At 24.7% G+C, this 22,702-nt stretch carries 26 protein-coding genes and 1 other RNA gene; 9 read left to right on the top strand and 18 right to left on the bottom strand.

Annotation, left to right across the window (positions count from 1 at the left end; translation table 4 throughout):
* The first annotated feature begins 9 nt into the window (after positions 1–9).
* The 4 genes from EXC38_RS01275 (at position 10) to EXC38_RS01265 (ending at position 2,207) form a co-directional block, all read left to right on the top strand.
* The gene (locus EXC38_RS01275) at positions 10–855 is read left to right on the top strand and encodes a deoxyribonuclease IV (RefSeq protein WP_129694552.1); all 846 of its coding nucleotides are present in this window, start codon (positions 10–12) and stop codon (positions 853–855) included.
* Between the two features lie 193 nt (positions 856–1,048).
* On the top strand, positions 1,049–1,363 hold the full coding sequence (locus tag EXC38_RS01270; protein ID WP_129694551.1) for a hypothetical protein: 315 nt from the start codon (positions 1,049–1,051) through the stop codon (positions 1,361–1,363).
* A gap of 112 nt (positions 1,364–1,475) precedes the next feature.
* Positions 1,476–1,631, top strand: coding sequence for a hypothetical protein (locus EXC38_RS03470; RefSeq protein ID WP_165056850.1), 156 nt, complete (start codon positions 1,476–1,478; stop codon positions 1,629–1,631).
* A 123-nt stretch (positions 1,632–1,754) separates the two neighbouring features.
* Positions 1,755–2,207, top strand: coding sequence for a hypothetical protein (locus EXC38_RS01265; RefSeq protein WP_129694550.1), 453 nt, complete (start codon positions 1,755–1,757; stop codon positions 2,205–2,207).
* Positions 2,208–2,404: 197 nt separating this feature from the next.
* On the opposite strand, the gene EXC38_RS01260 is transcribed toward EXC38_RS01265, so the two are convergent.
* The 6 genes from EXC38_RS01260 to holA form a co-directional block, all read right to left on the bottom strand.
* Positions 2,405–3,454, bottom strand: coding sequence for an aminopeptidase P family protein (locus tag EXC38_RS01260; RefSeq protein ID WP_129694549.1), 1,050 nt, complete (start codon positions 3,452–3,454; stop codon positions 2,405–2,407).
* Positions 3,455–3,470: 16 nt separating this feature from the next.
* Positions 3,471–3,623 (bottom strand): 50S ribosomal protein L33, encoded by a 153-nt coding sequence (rpmG, locus tag EXC38_RS01255; RefSeq protein ID WP_004414614.1) that lies wholly within the window; start codon positions 3,621–3,623, stop codon positions 3,471–3,473.
* 153 nt (positions 3,624–3,776) lie between these two features.
* Positions 3,777–4,682, bottom strand: coding sequence for a CDP-diacylglycerol--glycerol-3-phosphate 3-phosphatidyltransferase (gene pgsA, locus EXC38_RS01250; RefSeq protein ID WP_129694548.1), 906 nt, complete (start codon positions 4,680–4,682; stop codon positions 3,777–3,779).
* Entirely contained in the window at positions 4,669–5,193 is a 525-nt protein-coding gene (locus EXC38_RS01245) for an MHJ_0274 family protein (protein WP_004414708.1), read from the bottom strand. Before EXC38_RS01245 ends, pgsA begins: the two co-directional genes overlap by 14 nt.
* Positions 5,194–5,260: 67 nt before the next feature.
* A complete protein-coding gene (locus EXC38_RS01240; protein WP_129694547.1) occupies positions 5,261–6,766 on the bottom strand; it encodes an alpha-amylase family glycosyl hydrolase in 1,506 nt (501 codons plus the stop codon).
* 12 nt (positions 6,767–6,778) lie between these two features.
* Positions 6,779–7,747, bottom strand: a complete 969-nt coding sequence (holA, locus tag EXC38_RS01235; RefSeq protein ID WP_129694546.1) for a DNA polymerase III subunit delta — start codon at positions 7,745–7,747, stop codon at positions 6,779–6,781.
* Between the two features lie 91 nt (positions 7,748–7,838).
* Between holA and EXC38_RS01230 the strand changes: the two genes are divergently transcribed.
* From EXC38_RS01230 to EXC38_RS01220, 3 genes are all read left to right on the top strand, one after another.
* The gene (locus EXC38_RS01230; RefSeq protein WP_129694545.1) at positions 7,839–8,570 is read left to right on the top strand and encodes a YebC/PmpR family DNA-binding transcriptional regulator; all 732 of its coding nucleotides are present in this window, start codon (positions 7,839–7,841) and stop codon (positions 8,568–8,570) included.
* 103 nt (positions 8,571–8,673) lie between these two features.
* Positions 8,674–9,186: an MAG0490 family ComEA-like DNA-binding protein gene (locus EXC38_RS01225; RefSeq protein ID WP_129694544.1), complete on the top strand. Its 513-nt coding sequence runs from the start codon at positions 8,674–8,676 to the stop codon at positions 9,184–9,186.
* Positions 9,111–10,454, top strand: a complete 1,344-nt coding sequence (locus EXC38_RS01220) for an MAG0480 family ComEC-like protein (RefSeq protein ID WP_129694543.1) — start codon at positions 9,111–9,113, stop codon at positions 10,452–10,454. The genes EXC38_RS01225 and EXC38_RS01220 overlap by 76 nt, the downstream gene beginning before the upstream one ends.
* Here EXC38_RS01220 and ligA read toward each other — a convergent pair.
* From ligA to EXC38_RS01200, 4 genes are read right to left on the bottom strand one after another with little or no spacing between them, the layout of a single operon-like run.
* Positions 10,451–12,460, bottom strand: coding sequence for an NAD-dependent DNA ligase LigA (gene ligA / locus EXC38_RS01215; RefSeq protein WP_004414724.1), 2,010 nt, complete (start codon positions 12,458–12,460; stop codon positions 10,451–10,453). The genes EXC38_RS01220 and ligA overlap by 4 nt on opposite strands.
* A gap of 1 nt (position 12,461) precedes the next feature.
* Positions 12,462–13,412, bottom strand: a complete 951-nt coding sequence (locus EXC38_RS01210) for an energy-coupling factor transporter transmembrane component T family protein (RefSeq protein WP_109246674.1) — start codon at positions 13,410–13,412, stop codon at positions 12,462–12,464.
* 1 nt (position 13,413) lies between these two features.
* Entirely contained in the window at positions 13,414–14,442 is a 1,029-nt protein-coding gene (locus EXC38_RS01205) for an ATP-binding cassette domain-containing protein (protein WP_129694542.1), read from the bottom strand.
* On the bottom strand, positions 14,427–15,230 hold the full coding sequence (locus EXC38_RS01200; protein ID WP_129694541.1) for an energy-coupling factor transporter ATPase: 804 nt from the start codon (positions 15,228–15,230) through the stop codon (positions 14,427–14,429). The genes EXC38_RS01205 and EXC38_RS01200 overlap by 16 nt, the downstream gene beginning before the upstream one ends.
* Before the next feature lie 200 nt (positions 15,231–15,430).
* Between EXC38_RS01200 and EXC38_RS01195 the strand changes: the two genes are divergently transcribed.
* Together EXC38_RS01195 and EXC38_RS01190 are read left to right on the top strand one after the other, a co-directional pair.
* Positions 15,431–17,332 (top strand): hypothetical protein, encoded by a 1,902-nt coding sequence (locus EXC38_RS01195; RefSeq protein ID WP_129694540.1) that lies wholly within the window; start codon positions 15,431–15,433, stop codon positions 17,330–17,332.
* 142 nt (positions 17,333–17,474) lie between these two features.
* Complete coding sequence (locus EXC38_RS01190; protein ID WP_129694539.1) at positions 17,475–18,473, top strand: IS30 family transposase; 999 nt, start codon at positions 17,475–17,477, stop codon at positions 18,471–18,473.
* 181 nt (positions 18,474–18,654) lie between these two features.
* On the opposite strand, the gene hpt is transcribed toward EXC38_RS01190, so the two are convergent.
* From hpt to EXC38_RS01150, 8 genes are all read right to left on the bottom strand, one after another.
* A complete protein-coding gene (gene hpt / locus EXC38_RS01185) occupies positions 18,655–19,200 on the bottom strand; it encodes a hypoxanthine phosphoribosyltransferase (protein WP_004414737.1) in 546 nt (181 codons plus the stop codon).
* Positions 19,170–19,841: a deoxynucleoside kinase gene (locus EXC38_RS01180; RefSeq protein WP_129694538.1), complete on the bottom strand. Its 672-nt coding sequence runs from the start codon at positions 19,839–19,841 to the stop codon at positions 19,170–19,172. Before EXC38_RS01180 ends, hpt begins: the two co-directional genes overlap by 31 nt.
* 148 nt (positions 19,842–19,989) lie before the next feature.
* The gene (locus tag EXC38_RS01175) at positions 19,990–20,862 is read right to left on the bottom strand and encodes a bifunctional 5,10-methylenetetrahydrofolate dehydrogenase/5,10-methenyltetrahydrofolate cyclohydrolase (RefSeq protein WP_129694537.1); all 873 of its coding nucleotides are present in this window, start codon (positions 20,860–20,862) and stop codon (positions 19,990–19,992) included.
* A 2-nt stretch (positions 20,863–20,864) separates the two neighbouring features.
* Positions 20,865–21,041: a DUF2188 domain-containing protein gene (locus tag EXC38_RS01170; protein ID WP_004414744.1), complete on the bottom strand. Its 177-nt coding sequence runs from the start codon at positions 21,039–21,041 to the stop codon at positions 20,865–20,867.
* Positions 21,042–21,207: 166 nt separating this feature from the next.
* Positions 21,208–21,595, bottom strand: a transfer-messenger RNA (tmRNA) gene (gene ssrA, locus EXC38_RS01165).
* A gap of 5 nt (positions 21,596–21,600) precedes the next feature.
* Positions 21,601–22,032: an SsrA-binding protein SmpB gene (smpB, locus tag EXC38_RS01160; RefSeq protein WP_129694536.1), complete on the bottom strand. Its 432-nt coding sequence runs from the start codon at positions 22,030–22,032 to the stop codon at positions 21,601–21,603.
* A gap of 68 nt (positions 22,033–22,100) precedes the next feature.
* On the bottom strand, positions 22,101–22,316 hold the full coding sequence (locus tag EXC38_RS01155) for a hypothetical protein (RefSeq protein ID WP_129694535.1): 216 nt from the start codon (positions 22,314–22,316) through the stop codon (positions 22,101–22,103).
* A 144-nt stretch (positions 22,317–22,460) separates the two neighbouring features.
* Positions 22,461–22,664 carry a hypothetical protein gene (locus EXC38_RS01150; RefSeq protein WP_129694534.1) on the bottom strand — a complete coding sequence of 68 codons (204 nt, stop codon included), beginning with the start codon at positions 22,662–22,664 and terminating at the stop codon, positions 22,461–22,463.
* Positions 22,665–22,702 lie beyond the last annotated feature (38 nt).

Below are 22,702 nucleotides of genomic sequence, written 5' to 3'. Positions count from 1 at the left end.
GATTTTAATATGATTAAATTAGGCAGTCATATTTCATTTGCAAAACCGGATTATTTATTAGGTTCAGCAAGGGAATCAATTGAAAATAAAGCAAATTGTATGATGATTTATTTAGGTCCTAATCAATCAACTTACCGCGTTGATAAGCAATATTATCAACTTGATGAATATCTTAAGTTATATTCTTCTAAAATAAAGCCAGAAGATATTGTAATACATGCCCCTTATATTGTTAACCCATCAAACCCTGAAAAATCAAAGTTTGCAATTAACTTTTTAGTTTCAGATATAAAAAGAATGAATTATATCGGGGCTAAGTATTTGGTTCTTCACCCTGGATCTCATACAATTTATTCACAAGAACAAGCTAAAGAGAGCTTGGTTTCTTCATTAAAACAAATTCTTGCGCAAACTAAAGATGTAGTAATTGCTTTAGAAACAATGGCAGGAAATGGAACTAATTATTGCAATAGTTTTGAAGTTTTAAGAGATGTAATTGAAGAGGTTCAATCTGAACGTGTTGCTATCTGCTTAGATACATGTCACATTTGAGATGCGGGTTATAATATTAAGGATTATGATAATTTTAAAAAATATTTAAAAGATAACGATTTTTTAAAATATATTAAAGTTATACATTTAAACGATTCCTTAAATCCATTGGGTGCTAGAAAAGATCGTCATGCTAATATTGATAAAGGTTACATTGGGTTAGAAACATTACAAAAATTTGTGTTCGATAAGGATTTTGATAATATACCAATTATTTTAGAAACACCATATATAAATAATAAACCTCCATATAAAGAAGAAATAGCTTTATTGTTAAATGAAAGCGAACCAACATTATTTTAAAAAAAGCAAAAAGTTAGGCAAAAAGTTTAAACTTTTGCTTTTTTTTAAAGCAAATTTTGTCATTTTTAAAACCAAATTTTTAATAAGAATATAATAAAGTTGTTAATTAAGCTAATAAAATAAAGGAATAAAATTGATGAAAAAGACAATTTATGCTTTGTTACCTATTTTATAAACATTGCCCTTAGTGACAATGTCTGCTAAAATTAGTGACAACGAATTTAAAAATGAAGAAAAAAAGCAACGCGCATATGCAATATATGATTATATTAAATTAACAGGTCGACAAGATGCGCAAATAATAAAAACATTTAAATTAAAAAGCAAGATACCTGCTATCCCGAAAGGAAAAATGTTCTGATTTAATGATAAAGGCTATTCAGTAATAAGTGACTATGATAATTATATTTATGAAGTAAATCCTGATATTAAATTATCAGGTTTTGATTATAAATCAGCGCAAGGTCTTGAGTTGCTAGCTCCGAGGAAAATTTGTAGAGCTTTCTAAATACGGTCCTAAAGATAAAACCTTACAAGGCGGTCATGTTGTTGTTGCTTACGGGGCATATGATGATGAAAGATTTTTATGCAATTATGGATGAGATTTAGATTACAGTCAAATGGTAATAAGAAAATATCATCAATATAATGATTATAATTTTGTAATAAATAATAAAGGCAATGGTAAATTAAAAAAATTATTTAACTTTAATGGCGTAAGATACAACGGAAAGGATATTGATAAATTATTAAAAGAAAAAGGATATATTAAATAATGAATAAAATTAGTAAAAAGAAAAAAATTATTATTGCAATAATTACTATAGCGATAATACTATGTATAATAGGAATTATTTTAGGATTTTTTGGAGCTTTATCGAAAGGATATCATCATTTTTATGGATAAATCAATTAATCTTGAACAAAATAAATCTAAATTAAAATGAGTTTTAAGTATAGCAATTTATTCGATAATATTAGCAATATTTTTTATAGTTACTTTATTGTATACTCAAGATTTTTTAAACACTCAAGCTAGATCTGCAGCAAATAAATTAAAAAACTATGAAGAAGGTGTTGAAATTTTTTGATTCAAAGGCTTTAGAATTTCACTATTAGTAATCTTGTTTGTCTTAACCATTTTCTTTATTGTATTATTTGTAAAATTCTGAACTAAAATCAAAACAAATAATAAAAAAGATAGAATAATATCAGTAACCTTATTTTCAATTAACTCATTTTTATTATTTTTTATCTTTTATTTATGTTGGTATTCTAATTCATTCTATTGATGTTGTTTTGTGAACATTAAAATACGGATGATGAGAAGGCGGAATAGTTGGAAAAGATAAATTAAGAATTGAAATAATTTATTATAACTACATAATTTGAATTGAAGCCGTGTTTTTTGTTTCGGGCAGTTTATTTACGCTTATTTCAATATTCCAAATTTATCACTATGGAAAAATGGTTCATAAGAAACTTTACTTATAATCTAGAAAAGTAAATAATAAAAAGTTGCTTAAGCAAAGCAACTTTTTATTATTATCTATTTATAATCTTCTGGTCTACTTAATACTTTAGCACCTGTTTTAGTAACAAGAATAGTATCTTCTATACGAGCTCCACCAAGGTCTTTAACATAAATACCTGGTTCAACGGTAATAACCATTCCTTCTTCTAAAACAACGTTACCAGATCTTCTTCCTACACCTGGTAGTTCATGAACATCAATACCAACACCATGTCCGGTAGAGTGAGTAAAGAATTTACCATAACCTTTTGATTCAATATAATCTCTACAAATTTTATCGATTTCAGATGTTTCGATACCTGGTCTAACTGCTTCTCTTCCTAATCTTTGTGCTTCAGTTACGATATCTAAAATTGTAACTAATTCTGGCGATTTAGGTTTTCCAAAGAAAAATGTTCTGGTAATATCACTTGCTCAACCTTTGTATTGGGCTCCAAAGTCAACCTTAACAATATCCCCATCCATTAATTTACGGTTTGTTGGGTGGTGATGTGGTTCAGCAGCATTTGAACCAAATGCGATAATTGATTCGAAACATTCTTTTTCTGCACCAAATAAACGCATTAAATATCCTAATTTATTTGAGGCTTCTAATTCAGTCATGCCTTCAACTAAGATTTTCTTAAATTCTTCAAAAGCTTGTAATGAAATTAAACAAGCTTCTTCGATTTGTTCATATTCTTCTTGGTCTTTTTTAATTCTGAATTGTTTACCTTTTAAATTATGGAATTTAGCTTTAGGTAACATTTGTTTAAAATATTCTAATGTTTGAACTTGTAGATAATCTGCTTCGATACCAACATTTGCATATTTCTTTTTTTCTAAGAAATTAGCTAATGTATTTCCATTTGATTCTAATAAAATAACTTCAACATTCTTTGCAAACTTACTTGCATATTCAATGTATCTGCCATCAACAAATAAATAAGCTTTATCTTTTTCAATTACGATAAAACCATCACTTGTTTGAACGCCGGCGTATCATAATCTAGTTTGTGGTGCTTCTGAAATAATTGCATCTAATTTTAAATCATCAAAAATTTTGGTTATTTCTTGTTTTAGCATTTTTTACTCCTAATACTTATTTCTTTTCTTTGTGACCTGTGTGCGCATTACATTTTGGACAGTATTTTGTTACTTCCATTTTTTCAGGGTGCAACTTTTTGTTTTTCTTTGTAATGTAGTTTTCCATTTTACATGATTCACATCTTAATGTTAAACCTTCTCTTGGCATAATTTTCCTCCTGATTAATTTTATGTGAATATATTTAATAATAAATATATTAAAAATAATAATAAATTATATTATAAAAACGTTTTAATTTAGTGTTTTTGTACAATTAAGCTTTCTTAAGAATTTATAAAAAAATAGTTAGTTGAATTACAACTAACTATTAAAGAAAGGTTCATCATATGAAATTTGATCAGAATTATTTTTATCTTTACTTTTTGGATTTTCTGAATCTAATTTCTTTTCTTCGTTTTCTTCATTTTTAATTTCTGCAGATTCAATAACTATATCTTCTTTAGAAATTTCTTCTTTCTCTTTTACATTATTTTTCTGTGCTTCAACATCTAATATATATTGCTTAGTAATTCCTTTTAGATATTTACGTAAATAAATTATTCCACTGATTCAGGCTAAAATAAGACCTAAAATTAAAGGGATATTAACATACAATAAATATAAGTTATTAGTTACATGTTTTCCGGTGTCAGGATCAATTTTCGTAAATCAAGGAGCTGAGACAGCTATTGCAATAATTGCCAATGAAACTATAATTGTTTTGATTTTTCCTCATCAATTTGCTGCTACTTTAATATCTTTTTTAACAGCATATACTCTTGCTCCGTCAACAAATATGTCTCTAATAATGAATAGAATTACTATTGGCAAATATGAATAGTTCATTAACGAAATAAATAAGAGCATTAATGTTGTGGCAATCTTATCAGCAATTGGATCAAATATTTTCCCGAAGTTAGAAACTGTCTTTGTTTTTCTTGCTACATATCCATCAACAAAATCAGTAATCATTGCAGTAATAAAAATTAAAACATTAATTCAATAAATTGCGGATAATGCTATTGAATATTTTTGCTCACCAACAATTTTTATTCCGTCATATCAAAATGTTCCATTAAATTTTGTTACTAGCAAGAATGCTGTAGACATTAAGATAATAAATGGAATCATTAAAATAATTCTTAATACTGTTAATCAGTTTGCAACACCAAACCTTGTTTTATTTGTTTTCTTAGTTTTTTCTAGTTGTTTTTTATTTTTCTTCATAGAATTGTCTTTCAATAGATTCTAAAGTAATCTTTTCTAAGTTATTATTTCTTTTTTCTTCAGGAATGCTATTGTATTGATTTTCGAAAAACTCTAGTACATTATTAATTTTTTTCTCTCATAAATTAGGTTGAGTAATTGTTAATAATTCAGCATTTTCTACAAAAAGGCTATATTTTTCATCGTCTTTAAAAAAGAAAGCAAAATCATCTCTGTTAATTAATTTTAATAAAAGTCTTCTTGCACCTTCTTTAATTTGACCCATTTTATATAATGTTTCTTTTTCAACAAATTTATTTAATTCTTGTTTTGTAAAATCAATAATATGTTTGTATGTAATTATAAAATCATAATATAAAGCTAAAGTTTCAGCGTTTTTTTTATTTTCTAATTTTTCAGCTTTTCTCTTAGCACGTTTATTTTTAGTAGCTTTTCAAACAATGTAAGCAATTATTAATAATAAAACTACTGAAAGCAATGTATAAACTACAACTTGTCCGTTTCCTTGCATAGTATCTCCTTAATTAGTTTTAAAAATTATATATTGTTATATTAAATTTATTATAAATAAATTCAAATTAATGTTTTTGTTTGTATAAAATTAAACTTTCAAAAGGCCCTAATTCTTTAGGTATTTCTGAATAAAATTTATTAGCATAAGAACTTGTTAATATTGAAAAATTGTTATAAGGAATTATCTTTCGATGATTATTTGTTAGGTTTATAAGAAAAATAATTTTTTGTTGGTTAATTGTATGCTTAATTTTAAATATTCCTTTATTATTTTCTAAAACTGTATTCTTATTTTTAAAAAATAAAGAAAAATCAGAATTAAAAACTAATTTATTTAAAAAATAAACAAAGTTAATAGCACTATCATTATTTTTTGTTTGGCTTTCAACATTATTATGTTCAAAATTTATTGGAAAAAAAATATTTCTATTATTTTGGTTAAATATTTTATTACTATTTCAAGGCATTTGAATATATGAAGATCATTTATTAAAATAACAGTTGTAAGTAAAATATTTTTCTAAGCTAACGTTTTTTGATTGATAAAATCGTTTTTCTTCATTGTAATTTTCGTTATTGAAGTCAAATTTTCAATTAAATTTAGCTCTTAAACAACCAATTTCATCACCGTAATATATACCAATTGAATTGTTTCCTGAATATAATAACATCATAAAACTTTTAACTGATTCGGTAAAATATGCTTTTTCATTCCCTCATTTTGAAATTATTCGTCCCGATAAATCGGAACCAAAAGAAATAATGACATTAGAATCATCCTTGAAAGCTGATAAAAATTTAAAAATTAGATTAAAATTTAAGCAATTTTTCTTGTTTTTCTTTAAAAAATCATTATTTCCAATTGTCGAAATTCATGTTAAGTATAAATAATCTAAACATTTATTTTCTAAAGAAAGCATTTTTTTATATAAACCTAAATTATTATTATGAGATTTTAAAATTACATTCATTTCCGGTTTTTCTCTTTTTATAATTTTATATAAATCAGTAATAAATTTAAGTTTATCTTCATCCCTTAAACTATCAAAGGCAAGAAATTCAAAGTTATCTAAAATAATTGTTGAAATATTCAACTTTAAATAGAAATCCAGTACCTTTTCAAAATATTTGATAAAGTCTGTTAATTCATACAAAGTTGTGTTTGTGATGCTTTTATTAATTAAGTAAGGATCTAACTTTGTTAAATATTTATTTGTTTGTTTCTTATTTAAATCATACAAACTCATCATATTATTTCAGTTAATAAAAGACTGTTTAATATTTTTTAAATCTATGATTGGCGCGATTTCTATTTCATTTTCTTTAAATTTTTTTACTATTCTAGCGAAATCTTTAATTGATCCATATTTATTTTTTATTGAATCTAAATTAAATTCATTTTGATATTGGTTTAAAATATCATCAAAAGCTACAACACTTATTCCTAATTGTTTAAAATAGTCTAGTTTTAATTCGACACCATTAAAATCTCCAAATCCACTGTTATTTGTATCTAAAAAGTTTTCGAGTTTTAGTTCATATAAAATTATTTTTTTATTTGATAAATTCATTTCTATCCTTTTTTATTTTAATAAGAAAATATTGATCAAACCAATAAAAGTATCGCTTGAAATTTCACCTAATTTATAATTTACATCAATTTGCGAAATATTAGCTATCATTTCGTTTAATTTTTTTTCACCTATTTTTAAAAAGAAATCTCAATGAAGTTTTACTCTATATGGATGAATATTTATAATTTTCGAAATTTCTTCATTACTAATATTTTGCTTTCTTAAAATGCTTATACTTTTTGTGTTTAATAAAATCGTTGAAATCTGAGAAAGAATTAAACTTATGTCAATTCCATATTCTAATTGTTGATTTAGGCTTTTAATAATTGATTCGGGACTATTTCACTTTAATACAGCATCACTTAATGCAAATTCAATATTATTGGCAACAGAAAAATTATTTTGATTAACAATGTCATTTGCTATTTCTTTATTAATCAAAAGTAATTTATCTATTTCATTTTCTATTAAGCTTAAATTATTTGGCATTGAACTTAAAAAGTTAAAAAGTGTAGACTCGTTAATCTTGCCTCCTTTTTCTTTAATAATTGTGTTAACAAAAGAAAATAATCTGCTTTCATTTATTTTTTCAACCTGAATTACTTTACTATTCTTATTAATAAAATTAAAAGCCAAAGAAGGACTAAAATTCTTGTCGTATTTATAAATTTCTTGAGTGAAAATAAATACTATATTAGGATCATTAATTGAACCTTTAATTAAATTAATAAATTCTTCAATTAAATTTTTTGAAAATTTACTTTTGGTATTAAATATGAAAGGATTTTTAATAATAATTATTTTTTTATTAGAAAATAAACCTGTATTATTTAACGCGTCTGCAAGTTCTTCTAATGTGAAAAAATCATAGAACTTAATTAGTTCTAAATCTTCTGAATCGTCATTTTTTTCTTTATCAATTATTTCATTTATTTTTTTTCTAATAAAATAATCTTCATCACCTTTAATTAAATACATATACGCTATTTATTATATTATGAAAGTATAAAATTTTGGTATAATAAACAAATATCGTTAATATTAACTAAAAAAAGATTGGAGTACGCATATGTCAGGACATTCAAAATGAGCAACAACAAAACATCATAAAGCTGCAATGGATTCAAAAAGAGCACAAATGTTTCAAAAATTTTCTAAGGAAATAATTGTAGCTGCAACAATCGGTGGACCAGATCCTGATTCAAACCCAGCATTAAAATTAGCAATAGCAAAAGCTAAAGCAAAATCTATGCCTAAAGCAAATATTGAAAAAGCAATTTCAAAAGTTTCAGGCGGATCAAAAGAAGGTGCTAATTTTCAAAGTTATTTATATTCTGGAACAGCATTTGGGGGGATTAATTTCGTTGTTAGTTGTTTAACCGATAATTTTAACCGTTTGGCTTCAAATATAAAACACTACTTTAATAAATATAATGGTCAATTAGGAAAACAAGGAACAGTACCGTATGTTTTTGATCAAAAAGGTTTAATTGAATTTTCTAAAGAACTTGCTTCTGAAGAAGAAGTAATGATAACTGTATTAGATGCTGGCGCTGAAGATTTTCAAGTAGAAGAAGATTTATATGTTATTACTACTCAACCATCTGATTTTCAAAAAGTAAAACAAGCCTTAGATGAAACATTTAAAATTGAAAATTATTCAACTGCTGAAGTTACATATATTTCAAACTCTGATGTTGAAGTAGATGAAGAAAAAATGGAACAACTTGAAAAGTTTGTTGATTTATTAGAAGATGATGAAGATATTCAAGAAGTTTGACACAACGCTGATTTAGTTTAATAAAACAATAATAATTTAAAGCCAATTGATATCGGCTTTTTTTATTTTCTCTCTTTTTTCTCTTTTTTGTCTGATTCAAGAAAATAACAGGCATTATTAAATTATGAAATTAAAATTTAATAAAAAGAAAGTTTTTTTAACACTCGGAATGTTTATATTTTCATCTTCTATTCTTGTTGGCGCAATAGTTGTAAAAAATGAAATCATAAAAAGAAAAAGCGTTTTAGAATTAGTTGATAATCAATATTTAACTGTTTATATTGACGGAGCGGTTAAATATCCGGGTGAATATACTTTTAAAGATGGGGCAATCTATCTTGATTTAATTAAAGAAGCGGTCTTAGAATCCGGAGCTAGTCTTAAGGAATTTGATAAAAAACAAAAATTAAAAAACGGCGAAAAAATAACTATTCCTTATTCAAAAAATACAAAATTAACAATTAAAGATATTAATGGTTACGAAACATTAATTAATCTTGGAATTAAAAGAAATATAGCTATTAAGGTTTTTGATTATATATCAAATAATGAAGTAAAAAAATGAGATGAAGTCCTAAAAATACCTGGTATTGGTGAAAAAACTTACTTAATATTAGTAGAAAACATAAATATATAAATTGTATCTTACCGTCTTTATTGGCTGCTTTAACAACATTTGTTCTGATTTTAAAAATAAATATAATTTTAGTTTCTGTTAGTTTATTTCTTATTTGCTTATTTAACCTTTTTAAGACTAAATTCTGAGTTTTATATTTAGTATTTTTTTTAATGATATTTTTAGCTTATACTGTTTACTACCTTTTGATTTATCAATTTGATAATTATGAAATAAACGAAAAAATTAAAGTTTATAAAATTCATAAATCGTTTTTAATATTTAAATATAAAAATTTACTATTCAGAATACCTAAAAAAATTATTAAGCTTAATTTAGATTTAAATAATAATTTTGAGTATTTTTTTAAAATAAAAGGAACACTTAAAAGAATAAATAATTTAACACTTTTTAATTTAAGCAATGAAATATTTTTTGACATTAAAAATCTGAAAATAAATTTTGATTACCAAATTCAAAAGTTAAGTCTTTTTTCTTCAAAAAATGGAATTGTTTTAGAATATTTGAATATCATAGTTTTAAATAATTATTGTTCTAATAGTAATGTCGTAAATAAACTAAGTAATTTAAATATTATTCATTTTTTTACAATAAGTGGATTTCATTTTAATTTAATTTATTTAACTGTAATTAAACTATTTTCGAAAATTAAAAGAAAAATTTTTATCGAAGACTTTATTGGTGTTGGATTGTTAATTATCTATTTAGTAGCTATAAACTTTCATATAAGTGCAAGCCGTTCTTTAATTTTTTTAATCTTAATATTTTTAAATAAAAACGTTTTTAATAGAAAATTAAGTAATATATCTTTATTATCTATAACAGCATTAATATTATCTGTTTATAAACCTTTTTCAATATTTTCTTACTCCTTCATTCTTTCTTTTTTAATAACGTTGTCAATATTTATAATAGTTGATTTTTTAAAAGAAAAAAACTATTATTTAAGAAGCGCTTTTGTATTAATTGTTGTTCATATTTACTCAACTTTTTTAATACACACTTTTAGTGAAGATTATAATATTTTTTCATTTTTTATTCAAATCCTTTTAATTCCAATTGTTTCATTTAATTATATTTTTACATTAATTTTTTTCAAAATAAATTTTGTAATTGAAACAAATTTATTAATTTTTGATGCTATTCTAAATTTATTAAGTGAAGCTAGTTATATTATAAAATTTAGAATTGATTGAGTTTATTGTTTTAGTTTTACTTCATTGTTATTATTTTTAAATAAAATAAAACTCCAGCCTATTTTAGGCTAAGAGTTATCGTTATTTGAAAGCATAGTATTAAATTGTTCTTCATTAATTATTTGAACATTATGTTTTTTTGCTTTTGATAGTTTGCTTCCTGCATCTTCACCTACTAATAAATAATTTATATTTGAGGATATTGAAGAAAGAACTTGCCCTCCATTTTCTAAAATTATCTTTTCAAAATGGCTTCTTGGCTTTGATAATTTTCCTGTAATCACAAATGAAAATCCCTTTAAAATTTCACTCTTAGTGTTTTCTTTGTATATTGGATTAACACCTAAGCTGATTAAGTCTAGAATTAATTGCTTGTTTTCTAAAGAACCAAACCATTCAATTAATTGTTTTGTAATTTTTGGTCCAATATCATGATAGTTTTCAAATACTGTAAAGTCAAAATCTAAGACATTTTCAAATTTTAAAATTTTTGATGCTAAAAAACGTGCAGTTTTCTGACCAATCAAAGGGATTGAAAGAGCAAAAAATAATTTTTCCAACGATTTATTTTTTGATTCTTCAATCGAGTTCAAAATTTTATTTATTGAAGTTTCTCCAAATCCGTCTTGTTGAATTAATTCATCTTTAAATAAATAAAGTTTAAAAATATCTAAAAGATTTTTAATATAACCTAGTTTATTAAAAAATATAACATTTTTTTCACCTAGTGAGTTAATATCAAGACCTTCTTTTGAAGCAAAATGGATAAGTTTTCTAATTTTTATTTCGGGACATTGAGTATTTAAACAATATTGTTCTAATTTTGTTTCATTAAAAGTTAAATCTTTATTGCAATATGGGCAGGTCTCAATTGGTGCAAATTCTTCAAAATTATTTTTATTTGCTAAACCAATTATGCAAGGAATTATTTCTCCTGCTTTTTTTACATAAACCTCATCGTTAATGTTTATATTTAGTTTTTTAATAAAATCGTAATTATTCAATGTGGCAAAATTAACTTTTGTCCCCGATAATTCAACTTCATTGAGAGAAGCATTATAAGTAACCAAGCCAGTTCTTCCTACTGTTACAAAAATATCTTTTAAAATAGTCGAAGCTATATCAGGCTCATATTTAAAAGCAATTGCAGAATGAGGAAACTTTGCTGTATAGCCTAATTTATCATAAAATTCTAGTTCATTAAGTTTTATAACTATCCCATCAGTTTCATAATTCAATTTTTGTTTTTCATTCTTAAATTCTTTTATAAATTCTTTAATTTCGCTAATTGAGTTAATTTTTTTTGATTGATCAGAAACATTGAATCCTAATTTTTTCAAAAAATTAAACGATTCTTCCATTGTTTTTAATTCATGATTTTCAGGCGATACAACATAGTATAAAAACGATGATAATTTTCTTTCAGCTACTATTCTAGGATTTAATTGTCTTAATGTTCCAGCAGCAGCATTTCTTGGATTAGCCATTGTGCCCTTATTTTCTTTAATAAGTTTGTTATTTAATTCATCAAATTTATCTATAGGAAGATATATTTCGCCCCTTACTTCCAATTCTTTTTGGTAATTAATCTTTTTAGGAACATTTTCTATTTGATAGATATTATTTGTAACATCTTCTCCTATAATTCCATTCCCTCTTGTAAGTGCTTGTTTTAGAATTCCATTTTCATATTTTAGCGAAATAGAAAGACCGTCAATTTTGGGTTCAATAAAAAAAGAAAATTTACTTGTAAGTTTTTTAATATTATCTATAAATTTTTCTATTTCTTCAATTGTGTAAGCCTTATTTAAGGAAAGCATTGGTTTATCATGACTAACCTTAGTAAATATTTTTAAAGCATTAGCATTAATTTTATTTGTCGGTGATTTTTCAAGTTCTTCCTTAGAAAAAAGAAAACTAAAATCACTTTCAAGTTTTTTTAATTTGTTAAATTCTGTATCATAAATTTCATCAGAAACTAGCGGATTATCATAATCATAATAATACTTATCTCATTTACTAATCTTGTTTTGAAGATCTATAATTTGTTCTTTTATTATTTTATTTTGTTCATTCATATTAAACCTTTTGGAAAGTAGCTAGTCATCACGATGGGAGGTTTATCTGTTCTATAGCACATACTACAACTAAACTAGTTAAACCCATTAAAATTAATGTTGCTAATAGGTCTTTTCAGTTTGGGGCTAATTGTCTATAATATGTTCTTTTTGAATAAGGTTCATAACCTCTAGATGTCATAGCGTCAGCTAAGTCATTTGCTTTATTAAATGAAGAAACAAAAAGTGGAATCATTAAAACAATAAATGATTTAATTTTGTCCTTGATATTACCATTTTTAAAGTCGACACCACGACTAGATTGTGCTTTCATAATTCTACTCGATTCTTCAAGAAGAGTTGGAATAAATCTTAATGCTATTGAAATAATCATTGTAATAATTTCTGTAGGTATTCTGAAAAGTTTTAAAGGATATAGTAAGTTATTTATTGCTCTTGTCAATAGTACTGGCTTTGTTGTTACTGTTAAGATTGTGGTAATTAAAATTACTCCATAAATTCTTAACATAATCGTAATTGTTCGATGAATTGAAAATAAAGTTAGCTGAAAAATATTATTTATATCATTATTAGGAGCAAAATATGTTACATTAACAATTATCTTTCCACGATAAATTAAATAAGCGTCAGCATTTACTTCTGAAGATAGGGGAACATACTTATCTAAATCATAATACATTACGGCTCCCTTAACTGTAAGCATATTAACCAAGAGTAAAAATATGGCAATGTAAATTGGTAATTTAATTTTTTGAAATAATGATTTTATAGACTTTGTAGAAATTGCATATAACACCATACTAAAAACAACTAAAATTGATAATGTTATGTAATGTTCTGAAACAAAAAATAAAATTATAAATAATATATTTGCTAAGAATTTAAGTCTAGGATCTAATTTATGAATAGGAGTATCAATATTCAGATATTTACCAATAATTGTTTTGTTCATCTTATACTCCCTTCTTTTTCTTATTTTTTAAATTTTCGTTAATCTTTTCAGCTAATTGCTCAATATTAGTTACTTTTCCGATGTTAAAACCTGATTGGTTTAATTTTTCAACAAAAGAAAGTAACTTTGTAGGAATTAAATTATTTTCAATTAATAGTTTATTGTCACTTAAAATTTCATAGGTGTCACCATCTTTAATGATTTGGCCTTCTTTTACAAACAATGTTCTTTTAGTTCATCTTAAAGCATTATCCAAATCATGGGTTACTATAATAATTGTTATTCCTTTTTCGTATAGATTGTAAAACAATTGAAGCATTTCTTCAACACCTTGTGGATCTAAACCAGCTGTAGGTTCATCTAAAACTAGAAACTTTGGTTCCATAGCTAAAATTCCAGCTAATGCCACTCTACGCTTTTGACCGCCTGATAAATTAAATGGACTTCTTTTTAAATAGTCAAGTGGTAATCCAACCATTTCAATATATTTTGCAGCAAGTTCTTTTGCTTTATCTTTTTTTACACCCATTGAAATTGGTCCAAAAATAATATCTTTTTCAATTGTTGATTCAAATAATTGATATTCAGCAAATTGAAAAACAACACCAACTTGTTTTCGTAATGCCTTAACATTTTTGATTTTTTTCTTGCTTTTTCTAATATCTACATCTGTATAAACTATTTCTATTCTATTTTTTTTATCTAATTTTTTAAATTCTTCTAGTCTTAATCTATACTCATTTAGCTTATTTTCATATACTTCTTTAGTATCTTCTTTTGTTTGTTTAGGCATTTTGGGCTTACTCATTTTTTTATATAACGGAATATCACTAAAGTGTATTGAACCATCGTCAGGAATGATTAAAGCGTTAAGGTGTTCGATTAATGTGGTTTTTCCCGAACCTGTAGGACCTATTATAGAAATAGCTTCACCCTCTTTTATAGTCACAGAAACATTATTTAATACCTTTATGTATGTTGGTAATTTTTTATTGTATTCTTTGCTTATATTTTCTACTTTAATCTTCATAAAGTCTCCAATAATTCTTTTTCATCATATGTGGGTTTTATATCCTTAATCATTTCGCTTAATTTGTAAATAAAAGGCGAATCTATTTTAGCTATTTCAATAATTTCCTTATCATTTAATATTTCAATAGGCTTTCCTTGGGCAATAACTTTTCCGCCTGAAAAAACAATCAGTTTATCAGCCAGTAGTGCCTCGTCCATATCGTGTGTAATTGAAATTAATGTTTTATTAGTTTTTTCATGCAAATTATGAATAATTTTATAAATATCATTTCTCCCTTTAGGGTCTAGCATAGAAGTTATTTCATCAAAAATAATAATATTAGGATCTAATGCTAAAGTAGAAGCAATAGCTACTCTTTGCTTTTGCCCCCCTGATAAATTTTGCGGTTCACGATCTAAAAAATCGCCCATTCCAACTTCATTAGCATATTTTTTGATAATTTCTTCCATTTCATCAACAGTCATTTTTTTGTTTTCAAGACCAAAAGCAATATCATCTTCAACTGTAGCCCCAATAAATTGGTTATCAGGATTTTGATAAACAATACCTATTTTTTTACGTATTTCTCTTAGGTTTTCAGAATTAATTTCCATTCCATCAATAATTATTTTTCCATATGTAGCTTTGTAAATTGCGGCTAATAGTTTAGAAAACGTACTTTTCCCTGAGCCATTGTGACCTAAAATTGCAACATATTGACCATCTTCAATTGTGAAATTTATATTATCTAATGCTAATTTTTTACTTCCTGGATATTTATAACTAAGTTTTTTAATTTCAATCATAAAAATAATTATATACATTTATTGATTTAAGATTGCAAAAACTAGAAATCGTTTTAAATTAATATTCATTAATATAAATATTAATGCATTTAATGTGTAAATAATTTAGTAAAGAAAAAACTTTTATTTTTTAAAATTTATTTTTTAAAATATGTTTTATGTGTATAATTATCTAACTATTAAGAAAAAGGGGACTTATTATGAAAAAAAATAAAAAACTTTTAGTTGTTTTAAGTGGGTTGGCAAGTACATTAATTCCAGTTTCAATTCTATCTGCTAAATGTTCAAATGATTCTAATTCAGGAAGTGAAAATGCTGGCGAAAACAGCGGTGGAAATAGTGGTGAAAATGGTGATTCAAACCAAGGTGATAATGGTAACTCAAATGAACAAACTGAAGAAGAACGTATTAAAGAAAAAACAAGGGAGATTAATGAAGCTGCACAAAAATTAGTTATTAAATTTGATAAAACAAAAAACACAATTGAAGAAGCTTTAAAGATCGAGAATTATCATTTTAATTTAGATGCAAAATATAAATTTGAAAAGATTAGTTTAACAAAAAAAGGCGAAAATTCAGTTTCCTTAGTTTTCAGATTGAAGGACGAACAAAATAATATTTTTTCAGAAAGCGTTGTTAAGTTTTTTAACTTCGAGTTTTATTCAAATTCACAATGAACGGAAAAATCTTCTGTTGTAAATGGAATTACAGCTGATAAATATGGTAATTTAGTTCACTTATACGAATTAGACAGTCAAATGGATGTAAGAAAAGCTATTGAGAAATTAATGGCAGAAAAACAAAAAGATAACATTTCTGTTTCAAACTTAACAATAGAATCTTATGATGAATCAACTGGAACCATTTCAATTAAATTTGATTATCAAATTGGCAAGCAAACCTTTACAAATAAACAAGCAACTTTATCAGGATTTAAGAAAATTGAGATTTTTAATCCAAACCTATTAACCGTATCATTAAATAAAAATAAATTAATAGAGGAAAAGAAAGATATTAATCAACTAAATAATACAAACTTGATGGATTATTTAACAATAAATTTCTTAAATTCTAATGGTGAAAGTGTTGATTTAATAGAATTAACAAAGGAGAATCCTGGATTATATTCATTTAAATATGATGTTATATTTTCGAATGAAGAAACTAAGGAAAGTGTTAATTTTGTTTTAAATATTAATTATAAAAAGAAAGAATTGAATCAAAAAGAGCAACAAGTAACAGCTAAAGTTGACGTTTTAAGAAAACAGATTAAAGATAGAGAAATAACAAAAAAAGAAATTTTAGATTATATTATTGATAATAAATTAACCAAGAAAGAAGTTGATAACAGTGGTAAGTTTGCATCCTCTTTATTATATTTATTTAGAAATACAGGAAAAATTGTTGATAATTATGTTGATAATTTTGAAGATAACTATTTTAGTGCTTCAGAAAAAATTGAATTAGCAAATCAAAATTTAACAATTGATGATTATGCTGGAAATGCAAAAATAAGTTTTAATTTAAAATATAATGATAATGGCGAAGAAATTAATTCAAAAGGTAAAACAATTAGTGTTAATGGCTTTAAAAAGTTAACCAACACATATTTAGATAATTTTGTTTTAACATTTGATTCGTTATCTAATTCAACAAAGGCTTTCATTAAAAAAATAAAAGAAGAATATTTAAAAAACCCTTCTCAAAATTTTACCCTAGATTCTAATTGGATTAAAAATAATTGAAGTATAGGTGATTCTTTTGTCTTTTTAAGAATGACAGAAAAACAATACAATAACACAGAAATACTTGAATACCGAAAAAATTCAATACTTCAATTAAACGCAAATGGCAAAAGTATAGAAGACTGTATAAAAGATGGTTCAAAAATAGATATTTTTAATAAGGACGATTATTTTGAAATTAATAATCTAAATGCTATTTTTGAATCAATAACAATAGAAAGTGTTAACGGAAATAGAGTAAATTTTGTTTTAAACACAAAATTAGAAATAGCAATTCATTCGTCCCAACAACAGGTAATCAAAATTCCTAAAACAGTTTCATGATTCTTTTATACAGACAAAGAAAGTTCACAATAAAAAAATAGCTTTTCAAAAAGCTATTTTCCTAAATTGAAAATTCAAGTGCAACACATTTAAAGTAAAATTTAGATGTGGAACTTGAATTTTTTATATTAATTAAAAAAAAGAAAAAAGTTCCATTGGAACGGAAGGAACTCATATGAATTATACAATAAAAAAATATAACCATTTAACAGATTCTGAAAGAATAATTATTGAAAATTACTTAAAGTTAAATTATTCTCTTCGTATGATTTCAAGATTAATTAAACGAAGTGTATCAACCTTAAGTAGAGAAATAAAAAGGAATACAAATGAATTTGGAGTTTATGAATTTAAATATGCTAGTTTAAAAACAAAAGAAAGATTTAGACATAAGTATTATTTTAAATTTGTCGATAACAAAAAATTCAAAAATTTTTCTAAAGCTTTTTTACAAAAATATGACAAAAAGTTTTTTGGCATAAAGTCAACATATAATTATATAAAAACTAAAACAAAGCACTGTTGTCCTTCTTTGAGAACAGTGTTTAATTGAATAAATACTAATAATTGAGTTATAAAAAAGTATCAAAAATTAAGACTATATTATAAAAAAGGTGGTAAAAGAACTGCATCTGTAATAAATCGGCTTGTAAAATCAGCTGATTATGTTTTTCCAATATGAACCCGACCTAAATCTATAGATTTAAGACTTGAGTTTGGACACTGAGAAGCAGATTTGGTTTTAGGAAAAAGAGCAAATGGATATAATAATGTTTTAACTTTAACCGAAAGAAAAACAAGAATTGGATTTGCAAGAATAATACAAAGCAAATCGCCACATACAATTAATTCAGAACTAAAAAAGATTATAAAAGATAATGGATTACAAGTAAAAACAATAACAATAGACAACGGTATTGAATTTGAAAAAATAGGTATTTTAGCTAGATGAATGAACATAAAAATTTATAGGGCTGAGCCTTATGCATCTTTTCAAAGAGGATCAAATGAACATTGAAACGGAATTTTAAGAAGGGAATTTAAAAAAGGATTTAACTTTAATACTATAACGCAAGAAAAATTAGATTCGGTTGTTAACCAAATAAATAATATGACACGCGAAATACTAAATTGGAAAACACCGCTACAAATGTATTTAGAAAATATTAAATAATAATCATGATCAACAAATACTAGTAAAACAAAAGTTTTTTATTTTCATTTGCAAAAATGAACTTTTTTATTTACTTTTTTTGATTAAATAATTTAAAAAAATAAAAAATGTATAATAAAAAAAGCCCAAGGCATTTGTGTTGCACTTGAACTTTCTCTTTGGGAAATAGCTTTTCAAAAAGCTATTTTTTTATTGTTCCTATATATGGTAATTGGCGAAGTTTTTCCTCTCAATCAAATCCAAAACCAACTACAAAGTCTTCTTTTTGAATTAAAAAGCCAAAGTTATCAGGTTCAAAATCTACAACTCTTCCGCTAGGTTTATTTAATAAAGTAAGAACTTTTAAACTTTTTGGATTTCTTGATTTTAATATAGATACAACCTTAGTCATTGTTCTAGCTGTATCAACAACGTCTTCAACTATTAAAACGTCGCAACCTTCGATATTATTAACAAGGTCCAAAATGATTTTAACGTTTCCAGATGACTTATCTTTTCCGCCATATGAACTTGTAATCATAAAGTCTGAAATAAAATCAATATTAATAGTTTTTATTAATTGTGCATAAAAAGGTAAACAACCCTTTAAAAGACCTACAATAATTAAATTATTAGAATCCTTATATGTTTCATTAACCCAGTTACTTAATTCAACAATTTTATCTTCTAATTGCTTTTGTGTAAAAAGTATTTTATCTATTCTTGGATCAATTGTCTCATTTGACATTGTTTTTCCTCCTCATCAATAATTTTAATTACTTGATCATAAACTTCTTTTTCAGTTAAGTTATTTGTATCAATTGTTCTAAAATTAAGTTGAAAATTATCTGCTAGTTCTTTAAATGTTTTGTAATAATTATCATGTAAATTTTTGAAATACGTATAATTTAAATCTCAATTATCTATTTCAGATTTTCTACCTCTTTCAAAAATTCTCTTTTTAAAAGTATCAAAATTTATATCCAAAAATATTACTAAATCAGGCAATTCTGATTTTGTAATTAGTTTAGTGAATAATGCATCATAAGCTTCTAAATATTTTGGTTCCTTTTCTTTCAATATTAATTTAGCAAAGATATAATGCTCAATTGAAAATCTATCTAAAAATAAATGACGATCAACATTTGGCTTATTTTTTAATTCTTCAAAAATTTCAGCAAATTTAGAAGAATGATTTTCAATAATATAGCTTTGAAAGCCTATAGTTAAATTAGGTCTTTTTTCATACAATCATTTTAAAAATGTATTAAATACCTCATCATTTTCTTCGAATTCATGTAAAAGCAACGAATTAGGATAATGTTCAACTAATTTTTCAGAAAGGGAACTTTTACCCGCGGCAATCATACCGCTAATACCAATTATCATAAACACCTCTTTATTAAAATTTATTTAATCTATTTTACTAAAAAGTTTTAATATAAAATATAAAAAAATAAAAAAATTACTAATAATCAAATGCCCAATTTTTAGAGAAAATGAGAGATAAAATTATAGTAAATATTTCTTTATTTTTTTAAAATTCATTGGTTATTTTTGAAAAAATATTTGTTCCATTTTGGATATCAAAAGCTTTAATTAAATTAAGAATTAAGCCCACAATGGTCATAGGTCCAACGCCACCTGGCACCGGTGTTAAATAAGATATACTTTCCTTAATTTTATCAACTTCAATATCGCCAACTATTTTATTTTCAATACGGTGAATGCCTACATCAACTAAAATAACGTTATCTTTTAATTTAACGTCATTTAAGCAACCTCTGCTTCCAGTTGAAACCACTATTAAATCGTTTTTATATATATCATCCTTACTTGTGTTTATATCGTACCTTCTTACTCTAGCATTCCTTTGCTCAAAAAAGTCTGATAAAGGTTTTCCTACTATTTTACTTTGACCAACAACACCAATATTCATGTTTTCAAAATCTATATTATATTTTTTTAATAATATAATAATCCCTAAAGCAGTTGCTGGTAAGAATGATTTTTTATTTAAAACAAAGTTTGATTTTTGATTAACCTCATGTAGGCCATCGATATCTTTCTCTATTTTAATTTCATTTAATAAATCATTTATATTTTTAACATTATTTGTTTGTATTGGAAGTTGGATAATAAACCCGGTTGTTTCTTCATTTAACTTTTTAATAGCTTCTTTTATTGTTTTTTCTGTTGCATTTTCTTCTAATTTAATAAAATTTGTTTTTAATCCTAAAGAATGAGCGATATTTAATTTATGTTTTATATAAATATTTGACTCTTCAAGGTTTCCGACTTGTAAAATACCTAAAATTGGCAACTGACTATCTGCCAATGTTTTCAATTCATTCTTTATTTTTTCTTGAATTTCTTCTTTAGTTTTTTTACCATCTAATAATTTGTACATTACTATACTTTTCTAAATGCACCAGTTTTGCTTTGTACGTTAATTGATGTTGTATCTTTTAATGATCTTGCATAATCCATTGCTTCTTTTTGGGTTTTAAAAACTCTTAAAGCACGTTGTCCCTTTGGGTTTTTTACTGCTCAACCATCAGGATGATTCACCACTAATCTAACAGCCATTTTGCCTCCAATTAATATTTATTTTTCGTTTTGAATATTTTTATATATATTATAAAGTTATTAGCGTTTTTTATTTAAAAAATAGTTATTTTTTTAAATAAAACCAAAAATTATTATTAAAAAAAGCAACATAAAATATATTGCTTTTTGGCGTTTTTTGTACATTTGGTGGAGGTGCGGGGAATCGAACCCCGGTCCACACATTCTTTTGGTATTGGTTCTACAGTTTAGTTTATTTTTAAATAAATTATTTAAATTAAAATAAACAAAAAAGTTAAATAATTCCAGATGATAATGTCACTTAGCTATTTACTGATTTTCGCCAAGTCTAGCCCTTAACGACAAAATTCTAAAAATGGGCCATTAATAAGAATTTGACCAGATTTAATTAAGCAAAAACTGGATTTAATTGATTGTTCATAACATTTGTCATGAAAAATTCTTTTTCTTTTTTGTTTTCTAAGTTTGCATTTAAAAAGCCTAGAAAGTATTTTAGGTTTACAAGACCACTGCAACAATAACAATTAAATGCATGTCGAAGCCATTACACCCCCGTGAATTAATAAATATTCTTAAGATTTCTTTTTAACTCTTCTTGTTTAATTTTCTCACGCTTATCGTATTTTTTTAATCTTTTTGCCAAAGCAATTTCTAATTTAATATGGTTATTTACTCAATAAATTGAAATTGGGATTATGATTAAACTAAGTCTATCGGCTGTGTTTTTCATTCTTAAAATTTCTTTGCTATGCATCAACAATTTACGAGAACGATCTAGTTCGCCCTTTACTAACATGTATTGTGATATATGCATATTATTAACCCAAATTTCATTTTTATTGCTAATAGAACAAAAAGCATTATCAAGTTTTACATTTTGTGCTCTTAAACTTTTAACTTCTCATCCTAGTAATGAAATACCAGCTTCATATGTGCTGTGTATTTCATAATCTGATTTAGCAAATTTATTTTTTGAAATTAATTTTGGCATAAATTAAATTATAAATGATAAAAAAAGAAACATTAACACAATTTTGCATTAATATTTCCTTTTTCTCTTTATATACTTTCGATCTTTATACAGTAATCTTTTCCAACTTTAAAATTATATTTATTTCCTTTTGCTTCAAAATCTTCATTTCTATAAATAGATGGTAAAAGTGAATAGTTGTAATTATTCTCACCTCTATAGTAATTATTATCGGTATCCTTGAAAACTAATGTGCCATCATTTAATATAGATATTCAGGCTTGCTTTGAGGAATAACACAACACGAATACAAATTCAATAGTAGTGTAATTTTTGCTATTTTTTTCTCTATCTTTTTTATCATATTAGTCTTCATAGATAAAGTTTGATATTTATTTCAAATCAAAAATATCAGCATTAATATCACTTTCACTATTAGCTAGATAATCTTAATTATCTATATATTCTCCAAGAACACTTAAGATATTGACAAAATTATTACAAATCTTGTTCCAATTATCTAATACTAATTCATTTAATTCAACAACTCCATCAAATGAGAACGCATGTCTATCAACGTAATAAATATCAACCAGAGGCTTATATTTCAATAATTTTTGTTCTAATCTATCAACTATTTTAATGAGTTCCATGTCATTATTCTGCCACAAAAAAAATTATTTTTATTTAT

This window comes from Mycoplasmopsis arginini (genome assembly GCF_900660725.1).
Lineage (GTDB): Bacteria > Bacillota_I > Bacilli_A > Mycoplasmatales > Metamycoplasmataceae > Metamycoplasma > Metamycoplasma arginini.
Note: the sequence above shows the minus strand (reverse complement) of the source record. Positions and strands in the feature narration are given on the sequence as shown.